Source organism: Enterovibrio norvegicus DSM 15893 (genome assembly GCF_900115495.1).
GTDB classification, from domain to species: domain Bacteria; phylum Pseudomonadota; class Gammaproteobacteria; order Enterobacterales; family Vibrionaceae; genus Enterovibrio; species Enterovibrio norvegicus.
Genome location: NZ_FOWR01000001.1, coordinates 89,596 through 115,138, shown reverse-complemented (window position 1 = coordinate 115,138; position 25,543 = coordinate 89,596). Strand labels below are relative to the sequence as shown.

The following is a 25,543-nucleotide window of genomic DNA, read 5'->3' as shown; positions in this document are numbered from 1 at the left end:
CTACTGCCTTAGCTGAATCCGCACGAAACGGGAGTGTTTCACCTCTCCGGTGAATGATGACCAACCTAGAGAGGCTGGATTGGATGAACTCAACTGCATCGGTGGCGCTTCGGCTTGCTTAAGGCCTAACTCCAAATCAAACGCCATTTGCTCGCGCAGCACGAACTCCACCAGGGTCAACAGCGGCAAATACTCTTTGCCAGATGGTAAGAAATCTTTGAATCTCTCTTGCGTTAACCCATTAATGCAAATCACAAATTTCCCGCTGCGATCGCCCACTTTGTCGCCAATCACGGAGTCCATACCAATGCTTGCATTGGCGCGTCCTAAGCACATTTTCTGATCGTCAGGAATCTCGACATGTCGCAATTCCCATTGACGAATCGTGACATCCTCTAAATCAAAACAGTGCGCAACAATCCCTGAAACCACTTGTGGTGATCGGCTTCGTCCTGCCAACATGCCGGCGTAAGACAGCATCTTGCACCAGTTGATTGGCGTATCACCGCGCAGGTTTTCGTCGGCCAACCCCACCAGCGCAAACAGCTGTGCTGAGAAGGCATCGGATGCATCTTCGCGAAAGCGAATGTAGTAACGATACTTTCGCCAAATCTGGTAAATCAGCGAAATCAGTCGGTGGTTGAAGAAATCGAGAAACGGCTTACGTAGCCCGGTTTCCGCATCCTCCGTCAAAATGTCTTCTAAGAAGAAACCCGGCAACGGCGATTGCGCGCCGCTCATGCCGAAAAAGGTGGTCTCCAAACGGAGCTTATCGAGCCCAACGTGATCCAGCGCAGTTACGTCGCTTGATGCAAAACCAAGGCTCGGGTTTGACGCGAACAATAATTTGCTCGACGAATCAGACGATTCCCCTTCTGGGTCTTCGTCTTTGATTTGGTGGAGTAACTCCACCAACTGATAAAAGTTGTATGCCCGCACATCACGAGGCAACGCGGGTGTTACGCTGTCGCCTCCACTGCCGTCCGGTTTCATCGGCACATTGGGAGGCGCAGTTCCCTCTAGATCAGAGGTTGCTGACCGTTCTGAATACCCCATGTGTACCTTTCCTGGTTATCTGCGTTGATCACGACAAGCTCGTGAAACGAATTGATGCTGGCGTACAGCGAGAAGAATCGACTTAACACTGTGCCAAAAATGTAAAGCTCGCCTTCGGAGCCAAACGCGGATTGCGCCAAGGTGATTTCGGAGCGTAATCCACGCACCGGTAGCCCTCGGATCAGTTTTTCAATCGGTGCCGATTGAATATCGACAATCCCGTCTAATCGATGACGCGAAACACGCTCAGCCTGGCGATCCACCAAGGCGCGAAAATCGTATGCGCGAAGCACTGACGACAACGCATCTTTGGATAACAACGACAGGTAGTTAAGCGATAGGTTGGAAATCAACGTCCAAAGCAAGGTGCCATCAAGCATTGGGCGCATTGGCGCCGTCGGCTCGGTCAAATTAGCGAACTTGGCATACGCAGGTGAGGTGTCTGTCGGCACACAAATGTCACCTTTACCAAGCTCTAGTGGGAGCTGGCGGTTCGTACAAGTCAGCGAGAGCGATATCGCTTCGCTGAAGCCCGTACACTCGGTTTCATCGCTGCGCACAAATGAAATGTGGTGATCAAACCCATCACTGTGAATACTGTCTCGAACGCGTACGCGGTAATACAACGCTTTACGATCTCTCGCGCGTTCGATTTCATGCTGGAAGCTCTCAAATGGGGTGTAATTTCTTATTTGCCCACGAATGCGCCCAACATTGTTTTCTTGCCACCCTTGCACTTGATCGACACAGAACACCTCATAATGTGAGGCATAACGGCTGGATGGGGTGACTTTGTATTCGGTGCTTTTCCCTGTGAGATCAATGGGGTCTGCATCATGGGTAAAGAGATTGATAACCGGTACACAATACAGCTCAAAGCTGTCATCTTTTACACGCACATCCGGTGGCAGCGTCTTAGAGAAGCTAAAGCGCAACGTGAAATCACCCGTTGCTGTCGGCGGAATATACTTACCTAAATCCTTCACCTCAAAGAACAAGAAGGCTTCAGGAAATGACAGATACTCCTGAAGAATGCGATAGCCTTCATAGACGTTTTTCGGGTAAGGAAGAATGGCGTCTTCAGATTCGAAGCCCACGGCACGGAAACTGTTTTTTGGTAGGGTAACGACGTGGTCACCGACCAGTATTTCGACTTTATCAAGGTAGTGACTCAACCAGAGATACAACATCTCTGCGCTGTAGGTTTCACCACCTAAGAAAAAGCGTAACGATTTTAAGCCGATTTGACCGGCACTTTGATCGCCCAGAATCGTCATATCGACATCAACCAACGACGCTTCGCGAGTGTGCACGGTGCTCACACCATTGCGACGCAGCGGGTATACCTCAGTGTCGCGACAGGTCCTGAAATGACAAACCGTACCAAAGACAGGGTTCGCATCAAGCTGCGTGCCTTTTTCTACCGTTTGCCCGTAGGTGATCGCCTTTTCGTCAGGCGAGAACTGAACGATGCTGATGCTGGGCACAGGACGAAGATAATTCGGCCACAGCATGTTAATGATGGAGTGCGTCAGCTCAGGGAACTCGTCTTCCACTTTTTCGCGAAGCCGTCCCGTCAGAAACGCAAAACCCTCAAGCAAACGCTCGACATCCGGGTCTGTGTTTCGACTGTTTAAAAAACGGGCAAGCTGCGGATAGACTTCCGTAAACTCGAGTCCCTGCTCTCTTAGGAAAGCAAGCTCATCCCTGAAATATCGATTCCTTGACACTTATACGACTCTGTATTTTCGATTGCTATCTAAAAGCAGATCAATCTGGAATTTGCGGTGAAGCGCACCCACATTGACCGACGCGACGATCTGAAACCGCAAGTTAAGCGGTGACCCGTTATCAGGCTGAACAATGATGTCCATGTTCTTGAGACGGGGTTCATAGGTTTGCAAGCAATGCCGGATTGCACGACGGATTTGCACAGCAAGATCGTGAGAACTTAGCGATGCATCGTTGAAGTCGATAAGGCCTAATTCGGGCGCACTGAGGGATTCCCCAATGCGCGCGTTAAGCAGGTTCGACACATTGTGTTTCAACGACTCAAACACGTCGGCCGGATCGGGCCCTTGTGTCACAGAGCGTTTTGGCGCGTCAGCTTCTAACCGTTGGAAGAAACTGACGCCATACGCACTGTCTTCTGCGTCAGGAAGTGCCATCTATTAGGCCTGGTCCAAACGCCCTACCAGTGACAACTCAAAGTTGGCACCCATGTACTTGAAGTGTGGACGTACTGCTAGTGACACCTGGTACCAACCTGGATCACCCTCAACATCACTCACTTCAACCTTCGCTGCGCGAAGTGGACGACGGCTACGAACTTCTGCCGGCGGGTTCTCCTGATCAGCAACATACTGACGGATCCACGTGTTCAGCTCGCGCTCGAGATCTTGACGCTCTTTCCAAGAACCGATCTGCTCACGCTGCAGCACTTTGATGTAGTGCGCCAAACGGTTGATGATCATCATATAAGGCAATTGCGTACCCAACTTGTAGTTGGTTTCCGCTTCTTTGCCTTCTTTGGTGTTCGGGAACACTTTTGGCTTTTGAATAGAATTTGCAGAGAAGAATGCTGCGTTGTCACTGCCTTTACGCATGGTCAACGAGATGAAGCCTTCTTCCGCCAATTCGAATTCTTTACGGTCAGTGATCAGCACTTCCGTTGGGATTTTCGCTTGTAGCGCTCCCAAAGATTCGAACAGGTGAACAGGCAAATCTTCAATCGCACCACCGCTTTGAGGACCGATAATGTTCGGACACCAGCGGTACTTCGCGAAGCTTTCAGTCAAACGAGACGCCAAGGCAAACGCAGTGTTACCCCATAGGTAGCTTTCGTGTGATTCGCTCACGTTTTCACGGTAATTGAATGACGTGATTGGGTTTTCTACTGGATCGTAAGGTACGCGCAGTAGGAAACGCGGAGCAGTCAAACCGAGGTAACGTGCATCTTCTGATTCACGCAGCGCACGCCACTTGGTGTAACGCGGGCTTTCGAACGTTGCAGCAACGTCTTTCAGGTTTGGCAACTCTTCGAATGAATCGATACCGAAGAACTCTGGCGCAACCGATGAAAGGAACGGCGCGTGAGCCATTGCACCTACCGCACCAACATACTGAAGAAGCTTCATGTCAGGGGTAGACGGTGTGAATGCGTAGTTACCGACTAGCGCGCCAACAGGCTCGCCACCAAACTGACCATAGCCAGCAGAATAAACGTGCTTGTAAAGACCCGCTTGGGTCGTTTCCGGCGCAAATTCGAAGTCGTCAAGAAGCTCTTGCTTGGTTGCATGAAGCACTTCGACTTTGATGTTTTCACGGAAATCAGTGCGGTCAACAAGCAGCTTCAGACCACGCCAAGACGATTCCATTTCTTGCACAGGCGCGCTGTGAAGAATTTCATCCATCTGTGAGCTGATTTTTTTGTCCAGCTCAACCAGCATTTGGTCAACCAATGCTTTGTTTACTGGCTCTTGATCTTGGTCAGAACCGATAAGGTTTTCGATGAAAGCTGCCACGCCTTTCTTGGCAATGTCATAGCCTTCTTCGCTCGGAGCCATGCGGGTTTGCGCCATGATGTCGTCGAGCAGACTACCAGTAGCGTAGTCCGCGCTTTCGGGCGCTTTCTCTGTTACGGACATTAACAAAATCCTTTTCTCTTTCTTCGTGGGTTATGCGTCGTCTGCGGGTTGCTCTTCAGCCCCCACGAGATCGAGTTCAGCAAGAAGTTTCTCGCGAGAATCTTCAGAAGCGAGAAGCTCCTGTAGACGAGCACGGAAGGCTGGGATATTGCCTAGTGGGCCTTTTAGCGCCACGAGTGCTTCACGAAGTTCAACAAGCTTGTTGAGCTCAGGCACTTGGCTGGCAATGGAGTCTGGTGAGAAATCAGCCAGAGATTTGAATGAAAGTTCAACAGGAAGCTCTTGACCTTCCTCTTCAGTCATCACATTCGGCACTGACGTCGAAACTGAAAGGTCACTTTCGCGCATGACCGATGTGAAGTTGTTTTTGTCTACCGAGACCGCTTCGCGCTCTTCGATAGAGGTGTCTTCTGGGTGACCTTTAAAGTCGCCAAGAACTACGAGTTTCAACGGAAGTTCGATTTCCGCTTGGGCATCGCCTGTGGCTGGAACGTATTTAATATTAATACGCTCTTTAGGCGCTACACTTCCCTCTTTCGCCATTTTTTCGCTCTCCTTTTTCTAGAGAAATATCACCGGGTGGTGAGGATGATTCGACTTGTCAGTTGAGTCATTAATCACAAAATAAATATCCAGACCAAATAAAGACTTCATGTATTAAAAAGGAAAAATGTCTTACATTTTTAACAAACAAAAAAGTCAATACAAGGACGAAGATAACTTCACATTGCCTAAATCAAGAATTAGTGAAACTAAACCTTAGAAACATAAAAAGGCTTTAGCATATGCAAGCAGAGGGATATAAAAGGGGGGTTGTTCACTTTTAACAGTAGGTGCAAACAAAAAGCACTAATTCATCGAGCATCTCAAAAAGAACGACGACCAACAACTACATGCATGAGAGCGAAATCGCAACTCATTGTTATAAATGAACTTTAATGGATACCACCTAAGAACCTTGCCAACCTGAAAAACTTAAAAATACTACAATGGCATCTTTTTGATGCTCTGTTTGGAACACAGACACTGTGCACCATCAATTTTCTAATTATTTTTTATCAGTCTGAGAGAAACAATGAAAAGTAAGCTAACACACCCAATCAGACCACGGCCTTATAATGAGTCAAGAATACGATGCGCTACAAGATCAAATGTACTAAATTATAGTCGTAAAATATAAAACTCTGACCTCAGTCGCGCTTTATTATTTATGAAACACAGCACTTAAAATGAAGATAGGGAAAACAATTAAATAACATATTTATCTATAGACAATTTAGTAAATATCCATTTTTAGCGAAAATAAAACAACGATATCAACGTCAATTCATGTAATGACCAAATGGCATACCTTCTGATTTTGATACTAGTAACAACTATTGATATTGTTTAACAAAGCTCGGTTGTCATTTCATATCCTTCTTCTGCCAAAGCATCGACTCTCACACCGAAGCTCTCACACTAAACACGCTCACTCCGACACTGACTAACACACCAAAAAGAAACAGAAAATCATCACCCGTACAAGGTGACAACCTCTTATTTCAATTTAACAAACACCAAAGTACACAGGCGGTATAACGTCAGAAGGTAAAAAGGCCGTTGCTGCACTCAACTTGCCAAAACCAACGCGTAACCCACTCGCTATCAATAGCGTGACGGTGTTTACTGCGCCATCGTATTTCTAAGCGTTAGTTCAGTGTTGGTTTAGAAAAAAAATGCCCTCTTCGGAGGGCATTTTTCTTGGCTTAACAGCAGGTAAAACTAGAGATCAAACGCAACTCCCAGGCCATACGCAGAATCCCTGAAATTGTAATTTGAAATCGTCAAACCGTATCCTGTCTCCGCTTTCACATACCCTCTTAACCCCTGATAAATGGGGAAATTCCAGCTTAAGTTGTAGTAACCACGCTCAAAGTCCTGGGTAAAAACATTCCTCGCTAGCAATTTGATTTCATTATTTTGTGTCGGCAACCAGCCAAGTTCGACTTCGCCATAGCCAAGAAATTCATCTATGTCGGGGTTGTAGTCCACACTACCAACCCGCGCCCACGGTTTGAAGCGAACAAAACCGTGCTCAAAATCATACTGAACGTCAATGTATGCACGGTTCCAACTCACTTCGATATCGCCGCCCGCGCCATTTGATTGATGCTCAAAACCAATGGATGTCTGCCAGTTTTCAAAGGTCAGTCGGTAGAACAATTCTGGGTTGTAGTCGGAATCCCGAAAGTAAGCTGAAGAATCATAGGCCTCCCAGTTGGAACGTTGGGTGTACGCGACATACAGTCCGTCGCCACCTCTTCCGCTGTCTCCCTCATTATCAAGGTCAAGCAAGCGGTATTTCAAACTGATTTGGAATTGAATGAAGGTGTCTTTGGCAGGCGTATCGTTCGGATTTAGCGCCTCAAAACGTGCTTGGTTCACCTTTTGCTCTTTGTAGAAAGGGAGAAAATAGTTATCTCGGTGAGCCGTCAAATCTTCAATGCTTGCGACGGCATGAAGAGATACAAGGCTGGCACTGAGTGCCATCACAAAAGAGCAGCGCAATACAAACATCCCTATCTCCTACATAGTGTTTTCTAAAAGGGCTTATTCGCCCTCTGCGACACCGTAACAAATGCGCAGAGAATCAAATTTTCAAGGAGTATAGATAGCAATATGCCACCTCTCTGTTTAACTAATCAGACGAAAACGTTTTTTCCTTTCTCTTTTCGACCATCAAACACAGAGGTTTATATGATAACGAGCAATCATGGTTTATCTGTCGGCATTGAACGTGTAAATGGTGAGTTGTTTGTCAAACTGTCAGTCGTGGGGAAACTTACCCATGAAGATTATGAAGTCTTCACCCCAATGCTAGATTCCGCCATCAAAGAAGTACCTAATACCGAGGTCAACGTGGTGGTTGATCTGACACATTTTGAAGGTTGGGAGCTTCGAGCAGCGTGGGACGATTTCAAACTTGGGCTCAAACATGGCAGAAACTTCAGCAAAATCGCCATGATTGGCAGTAAAACTTGGCAGGAAGCCGCAGCCAAAGTGGGCAGTTGGTTTATCTCAGGGGAAATGAAAACCTTTGCCACAGAAGCAGAAGCCATGGCATGGATTTCGAATGATAACTAAGTGACGACAACATTCTCTTAGAGCGTTAAAGATCATCAAGACACAAAAAGGCCGAACGCTATGTTCGGCCTTTTTTGTGTCTCACTATTTCATTGCTATACAGGACAATTTACGCATGCTGACGCGCCAAGAAATCAGAAAGATAAGCGGTCACTTTGTCCACTTGTTCAAGGTTGCTGATGTGCCCTGCCCCTTGAATCACGTGGTATTCGCTGCCCTTGATTTCATCGTGCATCAACTGGGATTCAAGCGGTGGACGCGGCATATCTTGATCACCCACTAAGATGAGCGTCGGTGCAGTCAGCTTGGCGATATCATCAAAGGTATCACGTCGGCCAAACACCATACGTCCAATTCTGACCACTTGTTTTGCCTGCTCACCTTTCAGGTTTGATAATTTCTCACGAAACCCTGCAACGAGCTCTGGTGCAGTTTCAGCGGCATTGCGCGAGAAAAACATCGGCGCCACCGTATCCACCAGCGGTGGAGCAACCATCTCTGCACTCTCGATCATGTCCATGATGGCAAAGTATTTCGCATGCGTAACTTCAGGCTCAAAACCAATGAAAGTGTCCATCAACACCAATGCATTGACGCGGGAAGACGCTGTAATCGCAAGCTCTGCTCCCCACATTCCTCCGACAGAAAGACCCACGATCGAAAATGTGTCAATCTCAAGCGCATCAATCAATGCCAGCACATCGTCGGCATAATCTATAAGATTCGTCGTACTGTCAGGGGCGAAATCGGACGCGCCGTGCGCCCAGAGATCCGGCACAATGCAGCGATAATGCTGACTGAGTACATCAACCTGTGGTTTCCACATGGCACTGTCCCAGAGAAAACTATGGCCAAAAACCAAAACGGGGCCGTTACCCACGTCCTGATATGCCATCTTCTTGCCATGAATGTCTAATGAATGCATGTCTACTTCCCTAACTATTTTTCTCTATGAATACGTCCATACCCAGCAGCCTGACGTGACTGGCATTTATACGTCATAATGCAAATCTGATGAGTTCGGTACCTTCTGGTTATGTGGATAGCATTAAACCAGATAACCAGTAGACACAAAAACTTAAAAAAATCATGCCCTTTATTTGAGACATGAAAGACGCAATATTAGACGCTTAATTACAATGTACTAATAAACACCGGTATGTATTGCGCCATCAGAGCAAGTATTGAACACTCAAATACGGCTTTATTGATGTGTCTATAACGAATGATGGCATCCCCCTTTTCACCATCAAAAACTGTGCTAATCTCTGTCACTATTCTCAGTTGACCAGTGCATTCACATGAAAATATTCAGCAATTTCGAAAGCGGTAACATTCAAGTTGTTAAAGCCGATACAGCTAACGACATTCAGCTCGCCATTCCCGTTGATAATCAAACCGATATCGCACAATGGTTTCACTTCCGTCTAGAAAGCACGCCACAAACACCACATTCCTTTAAGATCTTAAATCTCGCGAAATCTGCCTACCCAGAAGGGTGGAAAGATTACGATGTTGTTGCTTCTTACGACCGCGATGAATGGTTCCGTATTCCAGCAGAATTTGATGGCGACACACTGAGTTTCACCGCCATTCCAGAGTGCGGCTCGATGTATTTTGCCTACTTTGCACCTTACTCGTACGACCGCCACCAAGATCTCATTCACAGCGCACAAGTACACTACGCCTGTCAGCTAGAAACACTGGGCCAAACCCTTGATGGTAATGACATCAGCATGCTGACAATCGGCGAACCTGCTGAAGGCAAAAAGAACATTTGGGTCATCGGTCGCCAACACCCAGGGGAGACCATGGCTGAGTGGTTCATCGAAGGTTTGTTGCTACGCCTTCTTGATGAAACTGACACAGTTGGACGTGCTTTGATAGACAACGCGGTGATACGCGTGGTGCCAAACATGAATCCAGATGGCGCGATCCGTGGTCACCTACGTACCAATGCCATTGGCGTGAACTTGAACCGCGAGTGGGAAACCCCTTCGGTCGAAAACAGCCCTGAAGTTTACTACGTGCGTGAGCGCATGCTAGAAACGGGCGTTGATATGATGCTGGATATTCATGGCGATGAAGCCATCCCTTATAACTTTGTTGCGGGTAGCGAAGGCATTCCTTCCTACAGCAAAGAGTTAGAAGCGCTGGAAAATCACTTCAAACAAGCATTGCTGACCATCACACCAGAATTCCAAGATGAATTTGGGTATGACAAAGACGAACCCGGTAAAGCTAACCTTACCCTGTGTTCAAACTGGGTGGGTGAAACCTTCAAATGTTTGTCTTACACCGTTGAGATGCCCTTTAAAGATCATATCAGCCAAGCTGATGAGCTTTATGGTTGGTCGCCAGAGCGCAGCGCCATGTTTGGTCATGACATGCTCGCCGCCATTTGGGCGACATTGCCAAAACTTCAATAGATAAACAGAAACGCCACCTTCAGGTGGCGTTTTTTATCGTCAGACTGGCTGTGTGATTAACTTGCAGTTGTCGTCGGTAGAACGCATTTCAAGATATCTGCTAAGGTCACTACACCGATCATCTTGTCGCCTTTGCTCACAACCGCTAACTGAACACTCGCTTCACGCATGCGTGCCAGCGCCTCATAAACAGGCGTGTTTGCATCCAGTACATAGGCTTTACGCGCAACCTCTCGAGCCGGCCTGTCAGCAGGCTCTAGCAAAGTATCTCGCACGTGAACAACAAGCGGCTTCAAGCCACGCTTTCCAAACACCAGAATACGCAAATGACCCGACTCCATCGCCGCAACACGCACATCGGCAACCGTTGCATGCTTATCAACGTGTGCCATTACCTGCCCTTCTGTTACCAAGGTTTCAACCGGAATGGTACTCAAGTCGATAAGGCCGGAGAGTTGCTTTTGAATGTTCGGTTTCAGCGTACCCACCTTGCCAGAATGCTCAACGAGCTGGCGAATGGTATCAACGTTTTGCCCACCAACCGCCGCACTTTCATAAGGTTCAACGCCTGACGCTTTCACCAAATGGTTTGCAATGCGGTTAATCCAATTCAGCAACGGACGCAGCGGCCAAACGTAAGCGCGTGCAACAATACCAATGGCAAGTGCCGATTTTTCAGGGTGCGCAATAGACCAAGATTTTGGTGCCATTTCCCCCACAACGAGGTGAAGGAAGGTAACAACAAACAGTGCAAAGCCAAACGATGCACCGCCAGCCGCCCAGTCCGGCAAGCCCATCGCGAGAAAGACAGGACTGACCCAAAGGTCAACCGCAGGCTTGGTCACCGCACCCAAGGCAAACGTACAGAAGGTAATACCTAACTGAGCACCCGCTAGCATCAACGTAAGATCATTCATACCACGCAATGCTGCTCGCGCTGAGGCACTTTCCACCGCCATTTCTTCTAGGCGGTGACGACGAGCACCCATCAAGGCAAACTCGATAATAACGAAGAAGCCACTCAGAACGATGAGGGCAGTTGTCACGAGTGTGACAATCAACGGATCGGTCATCATTCTTCACCCTCCTCAACAAGATTCTCTACCAGTTTTACGCGCACTTCTGTCGGCACATGTCGCTCAATACGCAATACTTCAACTTCAAGGTGACGCTTGAACAGTTCACCAGACGCGAATTCTGACGGGTCTACAGGTAGCTCAATGTTTACCGTCTCGCCCTCAGCAGGTAGCGCACCGCGCTCAGAGATCAACATACCTGCGATGGTTTCAACATCACCTCTTGGCAGGTCATAACCAATGGCACGTTCCACCTCATCGATGTGAACATCCCCTTCCATCAACCAAATGTTGTCACTTTCAGAGACAACGGCTTCACCGCTATCTGCATCGTGTTCGTCAGTGATTTCACCAACGATCTCCATCGCCAAATCTTCAATGGTCAGCACACCCGCAAAACCGCCGTATTCATCGATAACACAGGCCAACTGATTGGTTGACGTGACAAGTTGATCAAGTGCGTCAGGCAGGCGCATCAAGGTCGGTAGAACGATGGCAGGACGCATGACCGTCTCAACAGTGTCGTCTGTATTGCCCGCATCGACATGCGCCAATACATCCGACAGATGCACAACGCCCACAGGTGCATCGTCATCGTTAATCACGGGGTAACGCGTGTGTGCTTGTGCCATCAACGACAAAAGCTCGGTCAGTGTGGTTTCCGGCTCAACCCAATCTACCTGCGAGCGAGGCACCATGGCGTGTTCAACGTCGCGCTCAGGGAAATCAAGAATACGATCCATCATCAGCGACAACTCGACGGCCAAGTCACCACTTTCGCGCGAATTCGCGATGATATGGTGTAAATCTTCCTCTGATGCACTCACGTCAAGATCGTGAACAGGTTCAATGCGAACTGCACGCAAAAGAAGGTTGGCTGATTTGTCGAAGAAGCTGATGATCCAGCCGAACGCTGACATGTAGATCAGTGTTGAGCGAGACATCATACGAGACATCGGCTCGGCGTTAGCAATCGCAAGGTTTTTCGGGTACAGCTCACCAAAAATCATTTGAACGACCATCGCGACGGCCAAAGTGACAATCGTACCGATCGCAATACCCGCTTCTAACGACAACCCGAAGCTTTGCAATATAACGCCCATGGATTGACCCACGAGCGGCTCAGCAACAAAGCCAAGGACAAGGCCAGTCACTGTGATGCCAAGTTGGGCACCAGAAAGCATGAAGCTGGTTCGTTTGGTGACGGCTAACGCGCGTTTTGCTGCTTCATCGCCGGTGGCAGCTAACGTTGCGAGTCTTGCTCGGTCAACGGCCATGTATGCGAACTCTTGCGCAACGAAATAGCCGTTTGCTGCAATAATCGCCAAGATAAGAAGAATGCCAAATAGCAGGGTGAAAAGGGGCTCAATCATTGTCGTGCTCTCCCTTGATAACAAAAGACCAAGAACGGTTTACACAATTGATTCGAGGAGGGGTCCACACAGTATTCCTAATGTAATAACAGGAAGCGCAGTATATTTCCGTCGAATTGAAAGAGTCTAGAGAATAATCGAGGGGCAACGTGTGTGTACTTAGAGACGCAAAGGCCAACAAAGTCCGACCCAAGGCAGTAAACGTAATACATTCAACGCATTCATTGCGTTTCTAGGTATCCTTTCGAGCATCAAACTTCGTTACCGCGCGTTACAAAATATCTGCACACAACGTATGGTTTTTGTGTAAATGGCATGTTTAGTCGCATAAACGACTGTCTATCGCCAATAAGTTCGTCCGCTAAACTCATCGGCGACGGCAAATAACTACGTTGAAAAAATCAGTTTTTGTTGATCGGTGCTTGCTGTGTATTGATTGTGTTTTGCTCTTTGACGTGGAGTTCCACATAAAGGGGAACCGAAACGCCAGCAATCGCCACAGCGACGATGATCGACATCAACCATTGTGGGGTTTTTGGCATATAGCTAACACGCGCATAGCTCAACGCTAAATACGTGATCGCAATAAAGCCAGCAAGCATACTGCAGGCTAAAACGTAGTCATTTGTGATTACGGCTAACATACATTCTGAAATGTTCATTTGATTTGGGGTCTGCATGTAAAAGGGGGCGAGATGGTAATTTTTTGTGACCAAAATCACAAGAGTATCTTGATGCAAAAATCCAAATGCAATGTTTGTAACTCATCAGCGCTTGGTTGAACGTCTCATTTGGTCAAAAATTTCAACACTGTCAACACGCGAACTTTCTTTGCCTTTTTATCCATAATTTAGAAATGAGTGACCATTCAACACCAAAGGCTGTGCTAAAACAGTGTGTGGACATATTGTTTACATGAATATTAAGGACGTCAGATGGCACCTACTCCCCGTCTTTTCATCGTTGAAGATGACGCTAAGCTTCGTCAGCTTCTGTCTTCTTATTTCAAAGAACAAGACTTTGATGTTAAGGCATTCGAGCAAGGGGAAGATGCGATTGAGGCGATTTTGTTGGAGCAACCCGAGATTGTCATGCTTGATCTGATGCTACCTGATATCGATGGTCTGACAATTTGCCGACAGATCCGCCCCCAGTTTTCTGGCAAGGTACTCATGCTGACAGCCAGTGATGATGATTTTGACCACGTGGCGGCACTCGAAATCGGGGCTGACGACTTTGTTACTAAGCCGATTAAACCGAGAGTGTTACTGGCGAGATTGCGGGCACTACTGCGACGAGGTGATAACCCGTCAGTAACGGTAGAGCACTTGCCACAAAAATCGAATAACACGCTGATTTATGGTAGTTTATCGCTAAATAAAACACGGAAATGGTGTGTATTAGCCGATAAGCATGTTCCCTTGTCAGACAGTGAGTTTGATCTCTTGTGGTTGCTCGCGGAATCGGCGGATGAAGTGTTATCCAGAGATACACTTACCCTTGCAGTAAGAGGCATTGAATACGATGGATTGGATCGCACCATTGACAACAAAGTGGTCAGTTTGCGCAAAAAACTAGGAGACAACCCCTCATCGCCCTCTCGGATCATTACCGTGAGGGGGAAGGGTTACCTTTTTGTGCCAGATGCTTGGCACGACCTTCAACATAACGTGTGACTATGTGGCGAATTTATATCGAATCATTTATCGGACTGTTTTTTCTCTTTATTGTCAGTCTGTTTGCCTTTGATTTCTTTGTCTACCAACTCAATCCAGACTACGACTATGTCCTGGAGGACATGCACGCTGCCGCCCTTCATCACGCCTTAAATACCCTATCGGAACCACAGGGCAGTGCGTTTACAGCGCAGCTACTTGCCAACTATGCCGACACCACAGCCAGTATCTTGAAAATTGTGCCCCTAGATAATGCCCCCAATGAGGTGAAACACTACTTTGCGATGACCCCCCCGCCCCATCCTTATTCCTTTTATGACGAAGAACGGGCACTTTGGCTAACTTTTCCCAACTCAGAGAGTTTCTATCACATCGCCCCCGATGAGGGCGCGCTGGTTCGGCAGAAAATAGCATTTAGCGATTCTTTGTTTTTCGTGTTTACCGCGATCGGCTTCTTGATCTATTCAAGTTGGCTTATCTGGTTTATCAGCCGCAGAACGCGCGCGTTACAGCGTGCAACGGCAGAGTTTGCCAAAGGAAACCTAAACGTACGTGCTCCCACCAACAGTGGAAACAAAGTGGGAAAAATGAACGAAAGCTTCAATGAAATGGCTGACAAAATATCCCAGCTCATCACCAGCAATCGCACACTCACCCAAGCGGTCGCCCATGATCTTCGAACACCTATTTTTCGCATTCAGTGGCAAGCAGAAATTCTTCATGAAGAAGCCGATACCCCAGCGCTCAAAGAAAAAATCGCGAGTATTATCGAAGACACAGAGGAAATGGAACAATTGGTTGATGCACTGCTTTACTTCGCAAAAGTGGGTCGTCAGGACGCGCCGCTTAATCGAGAGAACATACGTGCACAACCATTTGTTACACAGTTAGTTGAGCGCCTGCCTAACCCTCAGCACCGTCAAATAGACGTAGCTGTAGACCCTAATATTTCATTTCGAGCTGACAAAATCTTATTAAAGCGGGCGATTGAAAACGTATTAGCCAATGCCATGAGGTACTCACGATCCAAGATGGCAGTGCATTGTTTTCAACATAAACAAACTATTCAGATTGTCATTGAAGACGATGGCCCAGGGGTTCCTGAGCAATACCGAGAGCGCCTCTTCGAGCCCTTTTTTAGTATCGATCCATCAAGAAACAAGGCGAATATGGGCCACGGATTGGGATTGGCGATCGTCAAACTGATCATCGAGAAACATGACGGTCATGCCGCCTTTGAAGAACCTTCTTCAAGCGGCGCCAGAGTCGTTCTTACGTTTCCATACCTTGGCGCTGACAATCAGTGACAAAACGCCAACAAACCCTGACACACTGACCCTTTCGTCAAGCAGGCTGATTTCGTACGGTGTTCACAGGACGCACAACTCAGGACAGCATCATGAAAAACATTATCGTTTTATGTTCTACCCTTGCCGCAGCTTCTGCCGTTCATGCCGCAGGCGACACGTATATTTTAAACGGTGGTATCTACACCAAACAAAACACATGGATAGCGGAGGTGGGCGCTGCGGGTGTCAGCGATCTCTATAAGGAACAAGATAACTCTGTCGTTCCCTTGTTAAATTTTGGCTACCACGGTGAAAACCTAAATGTCGATTTTAGTGGCGCAAACTATCGTGTCTACGGCACAGACAGTGACTGGGTCAACCTTGGGGTTATCCTGACCACGTCAGGCATCGCCTATGACAAAGACACCTCAGACTTTCTAAAAGGCATGGATGACCGGAACTTGAGCCTCGATCTCGGCGTGAATGCAGATTTCAGAGTCGGCACAGGCGTGATTTCCACCTATTTCCAACACGATGTTTCCGGTGCTTATAAAGGGTATGTTGCTGGCGCAAGATACTTTGACATCTTTCCCATTGGCGATGCCGATTTCGTTTCTTTCGCTGGTGTGATGCTGCAAAGCAAAGACTTTGTTGATTACTATTTTGGCGTGAATCAAAACGAAGCGCGGATCAATCGCCCCGCTTATACTGGCGACAGCAGTGTCGCTTATGAGGTGGGTTACAAACTGATTTATCCGCTCAGTGACAACTGGAATCTCACACAGTCAACGCAATACACGCGTTTAGGCAACGAAGTTGCTGATTCTCCCATTGTTGACAGTGAAGACCAATGGATGGTTGGTGCAACCGTGGCCTACCATTTCTAACACGCTTTACTATGATTGTTCTTCGATAGAATAAAAAAAGCCGCTGACTCTCGTCAGCGGCTCCTCTTTTCAATTCTACGTTTTCTTATTACTTCGCAAACTCAGCTGATTGCGATGCAATCACGAATTCTTCGTTGGTTGGAATAACCAACACTTGTGCACCTAGCATTTCAGACGCACCGATAACACCTGCGTTACCGAAACGTGCCGCTTCGTTACCCGCAACGTCTTCAACAAAACCAAGCAGTTTTAGGTTTTTCAGAATTTCGCGACGAATAGGCAGTGAGTTTTCACCAATGCCGCCCGTGAAGATAACGGCATCTAGGCTATCCAATGGGATCATGTAAGAACCGATGAATTTCGCCACACGGTAAGTGAAGACTTCAAACGCCAGCTTAGCACCTTCATGGCCGCTTTCCATGGCTTCAAGAATGCCACGAGCGTCAGACGTCAGGCCAGAAACACCGAGGAAGCCAGATTTCTTGTTCAACGTGTCGAACACTTGCTCGTGCGTCCAACCTTTCTTCATCAGGAACTCGATGATACCTGGGTCAAGGTCGCCAGAACGCGTGCCCATCATCAAACCTGCCAATGGCGTAAAGCCCATAGAGGTATCAACAGATTCACCATTGCGAACCGCAGAGACAGAGGCACCGTTACCAAGGTGAACCGAAATGAAGTTAGTTTCTTCAACAGGCTTGTTCACCATCTTGGCGGCTTCGCGGCTGACGAAGTAGTAGCTTGTGCCGTGGAAGCCGTAACGGCGAATACCGTATTCTTTGTAAAGCTCGCTACAGATGGCGCCGGTAAAGGCTTTTTGCGGCATGGTTTGGTGGAAAGCTGTATCGAACACTGCAACTTGAGGCAATGACGGGAATGCTTTCATTGCTGCGCGAATGCCCATCACGTTCGCTGGGTTATGCAGGGGCGCAAGGTCGCTCAGTGCGTCAATATCATTCACCACACTGTCATTCAGCAATGTTGCTTGTGCAAATTTTTCGCCGCCATGAACAACGCGGTGACCGATCGCTACAAGCTGATCGTTCACGTTCATGCTTTCAACCAATTCAACGATAAGCTCAACCGCTTTTTCGTGATGATTACCACCTTGCTCGAGCATGAGCTCTTGTTTGTCTTGTCCGTCACGCTTCCAGCTGATGCGCGCATCTTCCAGACCAAAACACTCACCAAGACCAGACAACATTGCTGCGCCTGTTTGTGCGTCCATCAGTGCGAATTTAAGAGAAGAACTGCCGGCGTTCAGGACTAGTACTAATGAATTGCTCATGAAAACTCTCATTGGGAAAAGGAGGTAAATCTAGATTTCGGATTCCGAAGCGCCCATTATTAAATTATATTTGAACTATTCAACTTAAATTTGGGTGATTGAATGGTTTTTGGCTATTTACTGTTTCAGATCAATTTAGCCGTTAAAAATGTGGTTAAAAAACGTCATTTTGTAAATCATTCGTCAAAGAATGGAATAAAAAAAGACGCTCGAGATGAGCGTCTTTTTTCCAGTGTCAGCGGCGAGAGCTTACGAGGTCGGGAGAGTATTCGCTCTCGTGTTAATGTGCCTTAGATGGCGAAGATTACGCCATGGTCAGCAGAGACTTTCCTAATAACCACTCAAATTCTTTTTCAAAGTCGTCACCATAGCGATCGCAGCAAAGTGAATGCAGCTTTTTACTCGCATGGCTTGTAAATTCCTGCGCGTTTTCTGAAGAGACCGTATGAAGGAAGAACAAACGTAGTACGGCGGTAAAACGGTTATCTGATCGCAATGCGTTCAACCAGCTGTCTATGAAGCTGCGTTTATCGCCATCGAGGTCTAAACGGTCAATCAAAATCCCTATCAGCCTATCATCCAGACGTGTGATGAAATCGGTTTTCTTGGGAAAGTGATGGCTTATCCCTGTTCGTGAAATCCCTGTTTGCTGGCTCAATGTGGTGTAAGACATTCTGTCATACCCCAAAGTAACGAGTTGATCGACCACGGCATCTAGGATCAGTCGAATCGTTACTTCAGTATCTTCTTTGCTTCTCTTTGGCATATCTCTAATCCCTGTTTCCTGGCTTCCATATGGAGTAAGTGCAGGCTTCAGAACGTCCGACCTCTCTGCGACCAGCACGCGCGCTGTTGAGTGAATAGTATTTTTAGGCGCGCATTTGCTTTTTGTTGTAGCGGAAATCGAGGGTAATTTACCGACCACCCATCGTTAACTCGCGATCTTAAAGATAGTACATATGTCTATTATATGAGCATATTGTTCGCGAAATTGTAAGAAGCGTGAAGCGAGTAAGGTTTGACGCGGGAGATTGTAAGATGAATCGATAACACCATGAAACCAAGGTGTTATTCTTTGTATGAGTGCACAAATGTCAATGCGTCTTCGTTACCAGCTTCAAAATTTGAACAAGCGTTTGAAAGAACAACTTGACCAAACCATGGCTCGAATCTTAGTTTAACAACTTAATAACATATAATTAGAACGATTAACCTCTTCCCTTCAGTTATACGGGGTCCGTTATGGGTCAACCAAAACCATATCAACAAATGCTGCGATGGGCTGATGAACGCCCTGATGAAATCTTTCTACGACAAATCATCAATCGCCAATTTACAGACTTCACATACTCAGACGCCGTCGATCAGGCACTGAGGATCGTTACGGCCTTACGTGGAATGGGCTTAGAACCGGGTGACAAAGTCGGTCTAATCTCAAAAAACTGTGCCGAATGGTTCATTGCTGATTTGGCAATGATGTTGGGAAGCTACGTTAGCGTACCGATTTTCCCTACCGCCGGTGGAGATACCATTGGACATGTGCTTGACCACAGTGAGGCAAAAGCCCTCTTTGTTGGCAAGCTCGACGACACAAAAGCGCTGAAAGACACCTTGGTCTCACGCAGCAACCTACAAACCATCGCCATGCCCTACCCGACCATCAACTGCGGGTATGATTGGTCAGATTTGGTCGCCCAACACGACCGAGCGGATGTCAACCCTGAACACGCCGACGATGATCTGATGTCGATTGTTTACACTTCGGGCACATCAGGCTTACCCAAAGGCGCAATGCTGACCTACGGTGCATTCGCATGGTCGGCGCAGCGCCTGATTGACCATATCGGCATGGTGGGCGGAGAGCGTTTGTTCTCTTACTTGCCACTCGCACACATTACAGAGCGCGTCTACATCATGGGCTCTGCGATGATGTCTGGTATTTGTACTGCATTCCCTGAATCACTCGATACCTTTATCGATGATGTGAAAATGCAGCAACCAACGCTGTTTATCTCGGTGCCGCGCTTGTGGACGTTGTTCCAGCAACGTATTCAGCAAAAACTGCCAGACGGCAAACTGAACTTGCTACTCAGCATTCCTTTCGTGTCTGGTTTGATTAAGAAGAAAGTCGCCAAAAACCTAGGTCTCGACCAAGCCCGCGTGCTGGGTTGTGGCTCTGCGCCTGTTTCTGCCGCGCTGTTGCGTTGGTATGAACGTCTTGGATTAAACATCACGGAAGCGTGGGGCATGACCGAGTCATTTGCCTACAGCACACTGAACTACCCGTTCCGTGCCGACAAAATCGGTACTGTGGGCAATGCAGGCCCTGGGGTTGATATTAAAATCGCCGCTGATGGCGAAATCCTTGTCAGTGGTGAAGGCTTGTTTGCTGGCTATTACAAGAATCCCGAGGCGTCTGCTGAAACTATCATTGATGGTTGGCTTCACACCGGTGATATCGGTGACTTGGATAGCGAAGGCTTCCTCAGTATTCAAGGCCGCAAGAACGACACCTTTAAGACTGCCAAAGGGAAATTTGTCAGCCCTGTGCCGATCGAAAAACGTTTGTTTGAACTCAGCAACATCGAAATGATGTGTCTCGTGGGCTCAGGCATGCCAGGCCCTGTATTGCTTGCTCTGCCTCAAGAGTTTCCAAACTTCGACCCAGAACGCTATGAGCGTCGCTTAAAACGCATCATCGACACCATTAACGGTGAATTAGAAGCACACGCAAAAATTAAGGGGGTGCTGCTAATCAAAGAACCATGGAGCGTTGAAAACGGCTTGCTCACGCCAACGTTGAAGATCCGTCGCCACTTGATCGAGAAGAAGTATCACGACCTGGGCGCGACATGGCCATCAGACAAATTGGTGCAATGGGAAGAATAATGTTCTCTCTCTAATCCTTTTCAAATCAAAGCGGACTAATAGGTCCGCTTTCTTTTTGTTGGCGATGAATTCAATCACACTGATCGTACACATTCACACCTTACTCTTCGCGAGAACCACGAAAAAACCCTACAAAGACCAACGTTAAATGTAGTAATATTACGAAATAGCCGAAGGGCGAATCTTACTATTATCCCCATCATCGAGAGAGTGCTCATGAGTCAGGAAGAATTTCAAGTATGCGAAGCGTGCGGCGTGACCGCTGAAATGGGTTACGTAATCAGCGAAGGCGATGACGTGGCTGAAGTTGAGATCTTTGCAGAAGATAAAACAATCGCTATCGCTGAATTCAATGCATACCTAGCACTGGCGAAGCAAGTCAATGACGCTGTGGTGCACGATCTGGATGAATCTGCAGAACTGGCGCTTAATCCGCTAAAAGTTCGCCTGAAATTTGAATGCAGCGCCGAAAAATTAATTTTTGAACTGCGTAGCCGTTCTCTGGCGAAGTAATCGCGTTTCACGATTAACATCGCTTTCTGGTCACCTAACTGACCCATTGAAAAAGCCGCACAATATTCATTGAGCGGCCTTTTTGTTTTCGTTGGCTTTATTTCTGTTGTACTGCGTTGTGCATCTCTAACCTAAAACAATGTTGGTGTATTCTCTTCTTCATCAATACCTAAAGATTCCAACACAATCTCTAGTTTCTTCGCGGCAACCTCGTATTCAAACTTACGAATAGCATCTTCTACAGGCGTAAGATCAACATCCATGCTCTTCGAACTTTCTTTAATCCCCGCAACAAAATCAACAGCTTGAGTATCAAAATTATTCAAGAGGATTTTGAGTTGCTCTAACTCAATGCGGAACTCCCTTGGTGTGTACCCCGCAAAAGAAGCTTGTGCCGGTTTTTCCTCAACAGGTTCATCGCTCGGAATGTATTTTTGAATTTCCAGCAGCGTAGCTTGGATTTTATCCATTAAGCTTGCTTCCATTCTTCCATCACTCGTAGCTTGGTCTTCCAAATTACCCGCCAAAACCGCTAACCCTTTCGCTGACACATTCGCAGCGGCACCTTTCAGGGAGTGAGCAAACATTTCAACGTCATCACGATTTTCTTGCGCAATGCCTTCTCTGATCGTGTCTATTTTCGCCAGTTTACTCTCTACAAACGCGGTCATGACTTTCCAGTACGCCACGCTATTACCACCAATTCGACGAATGCCTTCATTGGCATCAAGCACTAGCGGATCGATATCACTCAGATCATGAACCTGCTGTTCTGTTTCTTTCTTCTCATTCGCCTCGACTGACGACTTCACCGCTTCCCGTGACGCTGATGTCCATTTATGGATAGCACTGATCAATTCATCAACATCGATAGGTTTCGACACATGATCATTCATGCCCGCTTCTTTACATTGCTTAACATCACGCTCCATCGCATTGGCCGTCATGGCGACAATAGGCAGACCCGAGAGAGACTCAATTTCACGAATTTTCTGCGTAGCCGTCACGCCATCCATCACAGGCATTTGCATATCCATAAGGACGATATCAAATGCTTTTTCTTGTACCCGGTCGAGGGCGACTTGCCCGTTATCTGCCACTTCAATCGATGGGTTATAGGTTTCCAAGATACCCTTCGCGACTTCCTGGTTGATCATGTTGTCTTCAACCAACAGGATATTTAATCCGGTAAAGTCATAAACAATTGACGATTTCTCTTCAATATCTCGCGCATTAACCAGTTTCAGCTCTTCTTTTCCGAACGCTTCCATGAGTGCATCAAACAAAGAAGACGGGTTGATGGGTTTCACGAGGGTTGCATCAAACAAATCCTGCATGTCATCGGTGATCAAGCCTGCATCTTCACCGTATGCACTGGCAAGAATGACTTTGGGCATTTTATTCAAAGGCAGTTCTTGAATTTGCATGGTGGCTTCATCACCGTTAATGCCCGGCATTTTCCAGTCCATGACCACCACATCGAAGCCATCATTCCCTTTACAGGCATTTTCAACTTCGAATACAGCTTCCTCACCGTTAGATACCGCCGCAACGCGCAGATCTAAGTTATCAAGCAAGGCATACATGATATCGCGCGAGGCTTGGTTATCATCCACCACCAACACGCGTTTATCGTTAAGAATGGTGCTTTTCGCCACTTGTTCTTTGATACTTGAATCACTGCGGCCACAACGAATAGTGAACGAGAACGTAGAGCCTTTACCCGTCTCACTTTCTACCCAAATGCGACCGCCCATGAGTTCAACGAAACTCTTAGAAATGGTGAGACCAAGTCCTGTACCGCCGTATTTGCGGGTGATAGAACCATCTGCTTGAGAGAATGACTGGAACAGACGCTCCATTTGCTCATCGCTCATACCGATGCCGGTATCCTCAATGTCGAACTGGATCTCGACCACTTCATCCCCATCAGACACTTTACGTGCACGGATGATGATTTCCCCACTGTCGGTGAACTTCACTGAGTTACCCGTGAGATTGATAATGATCTGACCAAGACGTAATGGGTCACCCACCAAGTCGTCAGGAAGGTCTGGGTCAATATCAAAGATAAGCTCGAGCTCTTTCTCTTTGGCTTTCACTGAAATGATGTTGCTAATGTTGTCCAACACTTCGCTGAACCTGAACTCAATGTGCTCAACAGAGAGTTTACCCGCCTCGATTTTCGAGAAATCAAGAATGTCATTGATGATGCCGAGTAACGATTTACCCGCTTTTTCTATGTTGCCAACATAATTGCGTTGTTTGTCGTTGAGATCCGTCAGCAAGGCTAAGTGCGACATCCCTAGGATGGCATTCATTGGTGTACGAATTTCGTGGCTCATGTTTGCCAAGAATTCGCCTTTGGCCTTACTGGCTTCTGTGGCTTGGTCTTTCGCACCAATCAAGTCAGTTTCTAGGCGTTTTTGCGTTGTCACATCAACGAAGAGACCCACGATACCGAGTGGTTGCCCATCACCGCCATAATAGGTTGCTTCATACACCGTCAGGATGCGCACATCCCCTTCTGCGTTGGCGAGTTCGATGTCATAAACGTGTGAACCTGGGTTTTCGAGAAGGGCTTTTTCCTTCTCAGCAAACATGGTGGAAACGTCTTCTTTAAAGAGCTCATCGGGCGATTTATCCACCACATCAACAAAGAACAAACCAAGGAAGTCTGTGAACGCGTCATTAACCCCAATGTACTTGCCTTCTGTGTCGCGGAAGTAGGTTGGGTTAGGCATTGCATTGATGATTTGTTGGTTAAGTTTGAGCTGTTCTGAGATTCTGCGCTCAGCTTCTACCTGAAGCTCTGCGTTCATGGTGAGCTGAATGCCCACGGCCAAATCCTCTTGCGCTTCGGAGAGCCAATCTATTTCTTTGTCAGAAAGCACACGCACCGAGCCCAATTCCAACACGCCCACCATTTCACTGTTTACAAACAGTGGAATGAAATACATTTCCTCGAGCTTTAACAACCCTGCTGGTAGCGTTAGGGTGAACTTTTCGTCTTGGTTACGAATGCGCAAGAATTCTTTGGTACGAATGATAGTGCGATGGAATGAAACACTCTCCGCTTCCATCACTTTTGTTTGTTCATCAACACCCACACCGCCAATGAGATGAAGCTTTTCATTTCTCACGCAATAAATGGCTGAATAAGGGATTTCGAATCGTTGCGAGAAGAACGTTGGCACTTCAATACCAAGGGAGCGCGTATCGGCACAGCCTCGAATCAAATCAGAAAACGCTTTTATCTGGCGACTAAACTCAAACCGTTCTGCAATTTCTTCTAGTACCTTGTTTTGCGCCGAAGCGAGATCTTTAAGCTCACCTTGGCTTTCCACGTCCAACTTGAATTCAAACTGTTTGTCCTTAACCTTGCTGACAATTGTGCTGCGAATATTGTCTAGCGGCTTCAAGAAACGTACCCAAAGCAAAATGGTTGTCGCAGCGACGGAGATTATCAGCAGATAAGCCATGGAAACAACAATGCCATCCATGTTGCGCTTACTCTGTATCAAGCTCTCTAACTCTAAGCGCGTGCTCTTTTCTATCGTGTCATAGAAAGCACCAATTGGGCCCATGATCTTGTTTTTTTCATGGATGTAATCAGCCCCAAACAGCATTTGCTGTGCAAGTTCTGAATCAGGTAATACGCGTTCGATTCCACGCGCAGTGCGCTTGCGACCTTGGATCAGATCCATTGCCGACTGTTCAATATCGATCAGGTCTTGTGAGCGCGAGAGCGCTTGTGTCAAAAACGCCAAATGCGCTTCACTGATACCCACATCACGCAATCTGCTCAGCAAAGAAGGATAGTCAGGGCGGATGGGGATCTCTGGCTGACTCACTTCGTAGCTAGGATCAGAAAGCTGTGACCAATAGTCGAAATTGTACCCTGCTGGCATAGGGAGCCGCCCATCTCGCACCGCTTTTACCTGCTCAAACAAGTAACGCCACCGATTGTTTGTCGTGACGGAATAGTTGCGCGCGAACAGCGTTAACAAGTCAGAACTTTGTTTAAGCTCAATGGCTAATGCATATTGTTGATGACGTTGCTCATAAATCTCGTTGATATCTTCACTCAGCGCTTCAGAGCGGATAACTGCAAAAATAATGGATGCGCCTAGAAAAAGAATGAATCCCATGAAGGCAAAATATACGTGCCGAATTGATCTCATTTCGTCTCCGAAAATCTTATGTTCGTGACATTTGTTTTATATAAGCGTAGACGGCGACATTCGGTTGATAAAGTGAGAAAAAGCAAAAGCCTGTTTGCATCTACATTTAT

The 25,543-nt window shown here is 47.1% G+C and carries 20 protein-coding genes; 7 read left to right on the top strand and 13 right to left on the bottom strand.

Annotated elements, in window-relative coordinates; translation table 11 throughout:
• The 6 genes from tssG to BM082_RS00445 all read right to left on the bottom strand — a co-directional run bounded on the left by tssG (position 1) and on the right by BM082_RS00445 (position 7,262).
• A complete protein-coding gene (gene tssG, locus BM082_RS00470; RefSeq protein ID WP_026025010.1) occupies positions 1 to 1,056 on the bottom strand; it encodes a type VI secretion system baseplate subunit TssG in 1,056 nt (351 codons plus the stop codon).
• Positions 1,020 to 2,786, bottom strand: a complete 1,767-nt coding sequence (gene tssF / locus BM082_RS00465) for a type VI secretion system baseplate subunit TssF (protein WP_017015381.1) — start codon at positions 2,784 to 2,786, stop codon at positions 1,020 to 1,022. Before tssF ends, tssG begins: the two co-directional genes overlap by 37 nt.
• Complete coding sequence (gene tssE, locus BM082_RS00460; RefSeq protein WP_017015380.1) at positions 2,787 to 3,224, bottom strand: type VI secretion system baseplate subunit TssE; 438 nt, start codon at positions 3,222 to 3,224, stop codon at positions 2,787 to 2,789.
• Positions 3,225 to 3,227: 3 nt separating this feature from the next.
• Complete coding sequence (gene tssC / locus BM082_RS00455; protein ID WP_017008365.1) at positions 3,228 to 4,703, bottom strand: type VI secretion system contractile sheath large subunit; 1,476 nt, start codon at positions 4,701 to 4,703, stop codon at positions 3,228 to 3,230.
• A gap of 30 nt (positions 4,704 to 4,733) precedes the next feature.
• Positions 4,734 to 5,246 carry a type VI secretion system contractile sheath small subunit gene (gene tssB, locus BM082_RS00450; protein WP_017008366.1) on the bottom strand — a complete coding sequence of 171 codons (513 nt, stop codon included), beginning with the start codon at positions 5,244 to 5,246 and terminating at the stop codon, positions 4,734 to 4,736.
• Positions 5,247 to 6,467: 1,221 nt separating this feature from the next.
• The gene (locus tag BM082_RS00445; RefSeq protein WP_017015379.1) at positions 6,468 to 7,262 is read right to left on the bottom strand and encodes a phospholipase A; all 795 of its coding nucleotides are present in this window, start codon (positions 7,260 to 7,262) and stop codon (positions 6,468 to 6,470) included.
• Between the two features lie 180 nt (positions 7,263 to 7,442).
• Here BM082_RS00445 and BM082_RS00440 point away from each other — a divergent pair, with 180 nt between their 5' ends.
• Positions 7,443 to 7,829, top strand: coding sequence for a SpoIIAA family protein (locus BM082_RS00440; RefSeq protein WP_074924814.1), 387 nt, complete (start codon positions 7,443 to 7,445; stop codon positions 7,827 to 7,829).
• Positions 7,830 to 7,938: 109 nt separating this feature from the next.
• Here BM082_RS00440 and BM082_RS00435 read toward each other — a convergent pair whose 3' ends face one another.
• Positions 7,939 to 8,754 carry an alpha/beta fold hydrolase gene (locus BM082_RS00435; protein ID WP_017017847.1) on the bottom strand — a complete coding sequence of 272 codons (816 nt, stop codon included), beginning with the start codon at positions 8,752 to 8,754 and terminating at the stop codon, positions 7,939 to 7,941.
• 376 nt (positions 8,755 to 9,130) lie between these two features.
• Between BM082_RS00435 and BM082_RS00430 the strand changes: the two genes are divergently transcribed.
• Complete coding sequence (locus BM082_RS00430; protein ID WP_017017846.1) at positions 9,131 to 10,258, top strand: M14 family metallopeptidase; 1,128 nt, start codon at positions 9,131 to 9,133, stop codon at positions 10,256 to 10,258.
• 56 nt (positions 10,259 to 10,314) lie between these two features.
• On the opposite strand, the gene BM082_RS00425 is transcribed toward BM082_RS00430, so the two are convergent.
• The 3 genes from BM082_RS00425 to BM082_RS00415 all read right to left on the bottom strand — a co-directional run bounded on the left by BM082_RS00425 (position 10,315) and on the right by BM082_RS00415 (position 13,351).
• A complete protein-coding gene (locus BM082_RS00425) occupies positions 10,315 to 11,331 on the bottom strand; it encodes a CNNM domain-containing protein (protein ID WP_026025009.1) in 1,017 nt (338 codons plus the stop codon).
• Complete coding sequence (locus BM082_RS00420; RefSeq protein WP_017008373.1) at positions 11,331 to 12,707, bottom strand: hemolysin family protein; 1,377 nt, start codon at positions 12,705 to 12,707, stop codon at positions 11,331 to 11,333. Before BM082_RS00420 ends, BM082_RS00425 begins: the two co-directional genes overlap by 1 nt.
• 401 nt (positions 12,708 to 13,108) lie before the next feature.
• Positions 13,109 to 13,351, bottom strand: a complete 243-nt coding sequence (locus BM082_RS00415; RefSeq protein WP_229491944.1) for a hypothetical protein — start codon at positions 13,349 to 13,351, stop codon at positions 13,109 to 13,111.
• A gap of 291 nt (positions 13,352 to 13,642) precedes the next feature.
• Between BM082_RS00415 and BM082_RS00410 the strand changes: the two genes are divergently transcribed.
• The 3 genes from BM082_RS00410 (at position 13,643) to ompV (ending at position 16,559) form a co-directional block, all read left to right on the top strand.
• Positions 13,643 to 14,383, top strand: coding sequence for a response regulator (locus BM082_RS00410; protein WP_017017845.1), 741 nt, complete (start codon positions 13,643 to 13,645; stop codon positions 14,381 to 14,383).
• 2 nt (positions 14,384 to 14,385) lie between these two features.
• Positions 14,386 to 15,690: an ATP-binding protein gene (locus BM082_RS00405; protein ID WP_017008376.1), complete on the top strand. Its 1,305-nt coding sequence runs from the start codon at positions 14,386 to 14,388 to the stop codon at positions 15,688 to 15,690.
• A gap of 92 nt (positions 15,691 to 15,782) precedes the next feature.
• Entirely contained in the window at positions 15,783 to 16,559 is a 777-nt protein-coding gene (ompV, locus tag BM082_RS00400; RefSeq protein ID WP_017008377.1) for an outer membrane protein OmpV, read from the top strand.
• Positions 16,560 to 16,647: 88 nt separating this feature from the next.
• Here the strand turns inward: ompV and BM082_RS00395 are convergent, their stop codons facing one another.
• Both BM082_RS00395 and BM082_RS00390 read right to left on the bottom strand, forming a co-directional pair.
• Complete coding sequence (locus BM082_RS00395) at positions 16,648 to 17,847, bottom strand: acetate/propionate family kinase (protein ID WP_074924812.1); 1,200 nt, start codon at positions 17,845 to 17,847, stop codon at positions 16,648 to 16,650.
• A 304-nt stretch (positions 17,848 to 18,151) separates the two neighbouring features.
• Positions 18,152 to 18,613, bottom strand: a complete 462-nt coding sequence (locus BM082_RS00390; protein WP_017008379.1) for a TetR family transcriptional regulator — start codon at positions 18,611 to 18,613, stop codon at positions 18,152 to 18,154.
• Positions 18,614 to 19,089: 476 nt separating this feature from the next.
• Between BM082_RS00390 and BM082_RS00385 the strand changes: the two genes are divergently transcribed.
• Both BM082_RS00385 and BM082_RS00380 read left to right on the top strand, forming a co-directional pair.
• Complete coding sequence (locus BM082_RS00385; protein ID WP_017017843.1) at positions 19,090 to 20,736, top strand: AMP-binding protein; 1,647 nt, start codon at positions 19,090 to 19,092, stop codon at positions 20,734 to 20,736.
• Between the two features lie 216 nt (positions 20,737 to 20,952).
• Positions 20,953 to 21,249 carry a DUF406 family protein gene (locus BM082_RS00380; protein WP_017008382.1) on the top strand — a complete coding sequence of 99 codons (297 nt, stop codon included), beginning with the start codon at positions 20,953 to 20,955 and terminating at the stop codon, positions 21,247 to 21,249.
• A gap of 131 nt (positions 21,250 to 21,380) precedes the next feature.
• Here the strand turns inward: BM082_RS00380 and BM082_RS00375 are convergent, their stop codons facing one another.
• Positions 21,381 to 25,433, bottom strand: a complete 4,053-nt coding sequence (locus tag BM082_RS00375; RefSeq protein ID WP_026025007.1) for a hybrid sensor histidine kinase/response regulator — start codon at positions 25,431 to 25,433, stop codon at positions 21,381 to 21,383.
• Between the last annotated feature and the right edge of the window lie 110 nt (positions 25,434 to 25,543).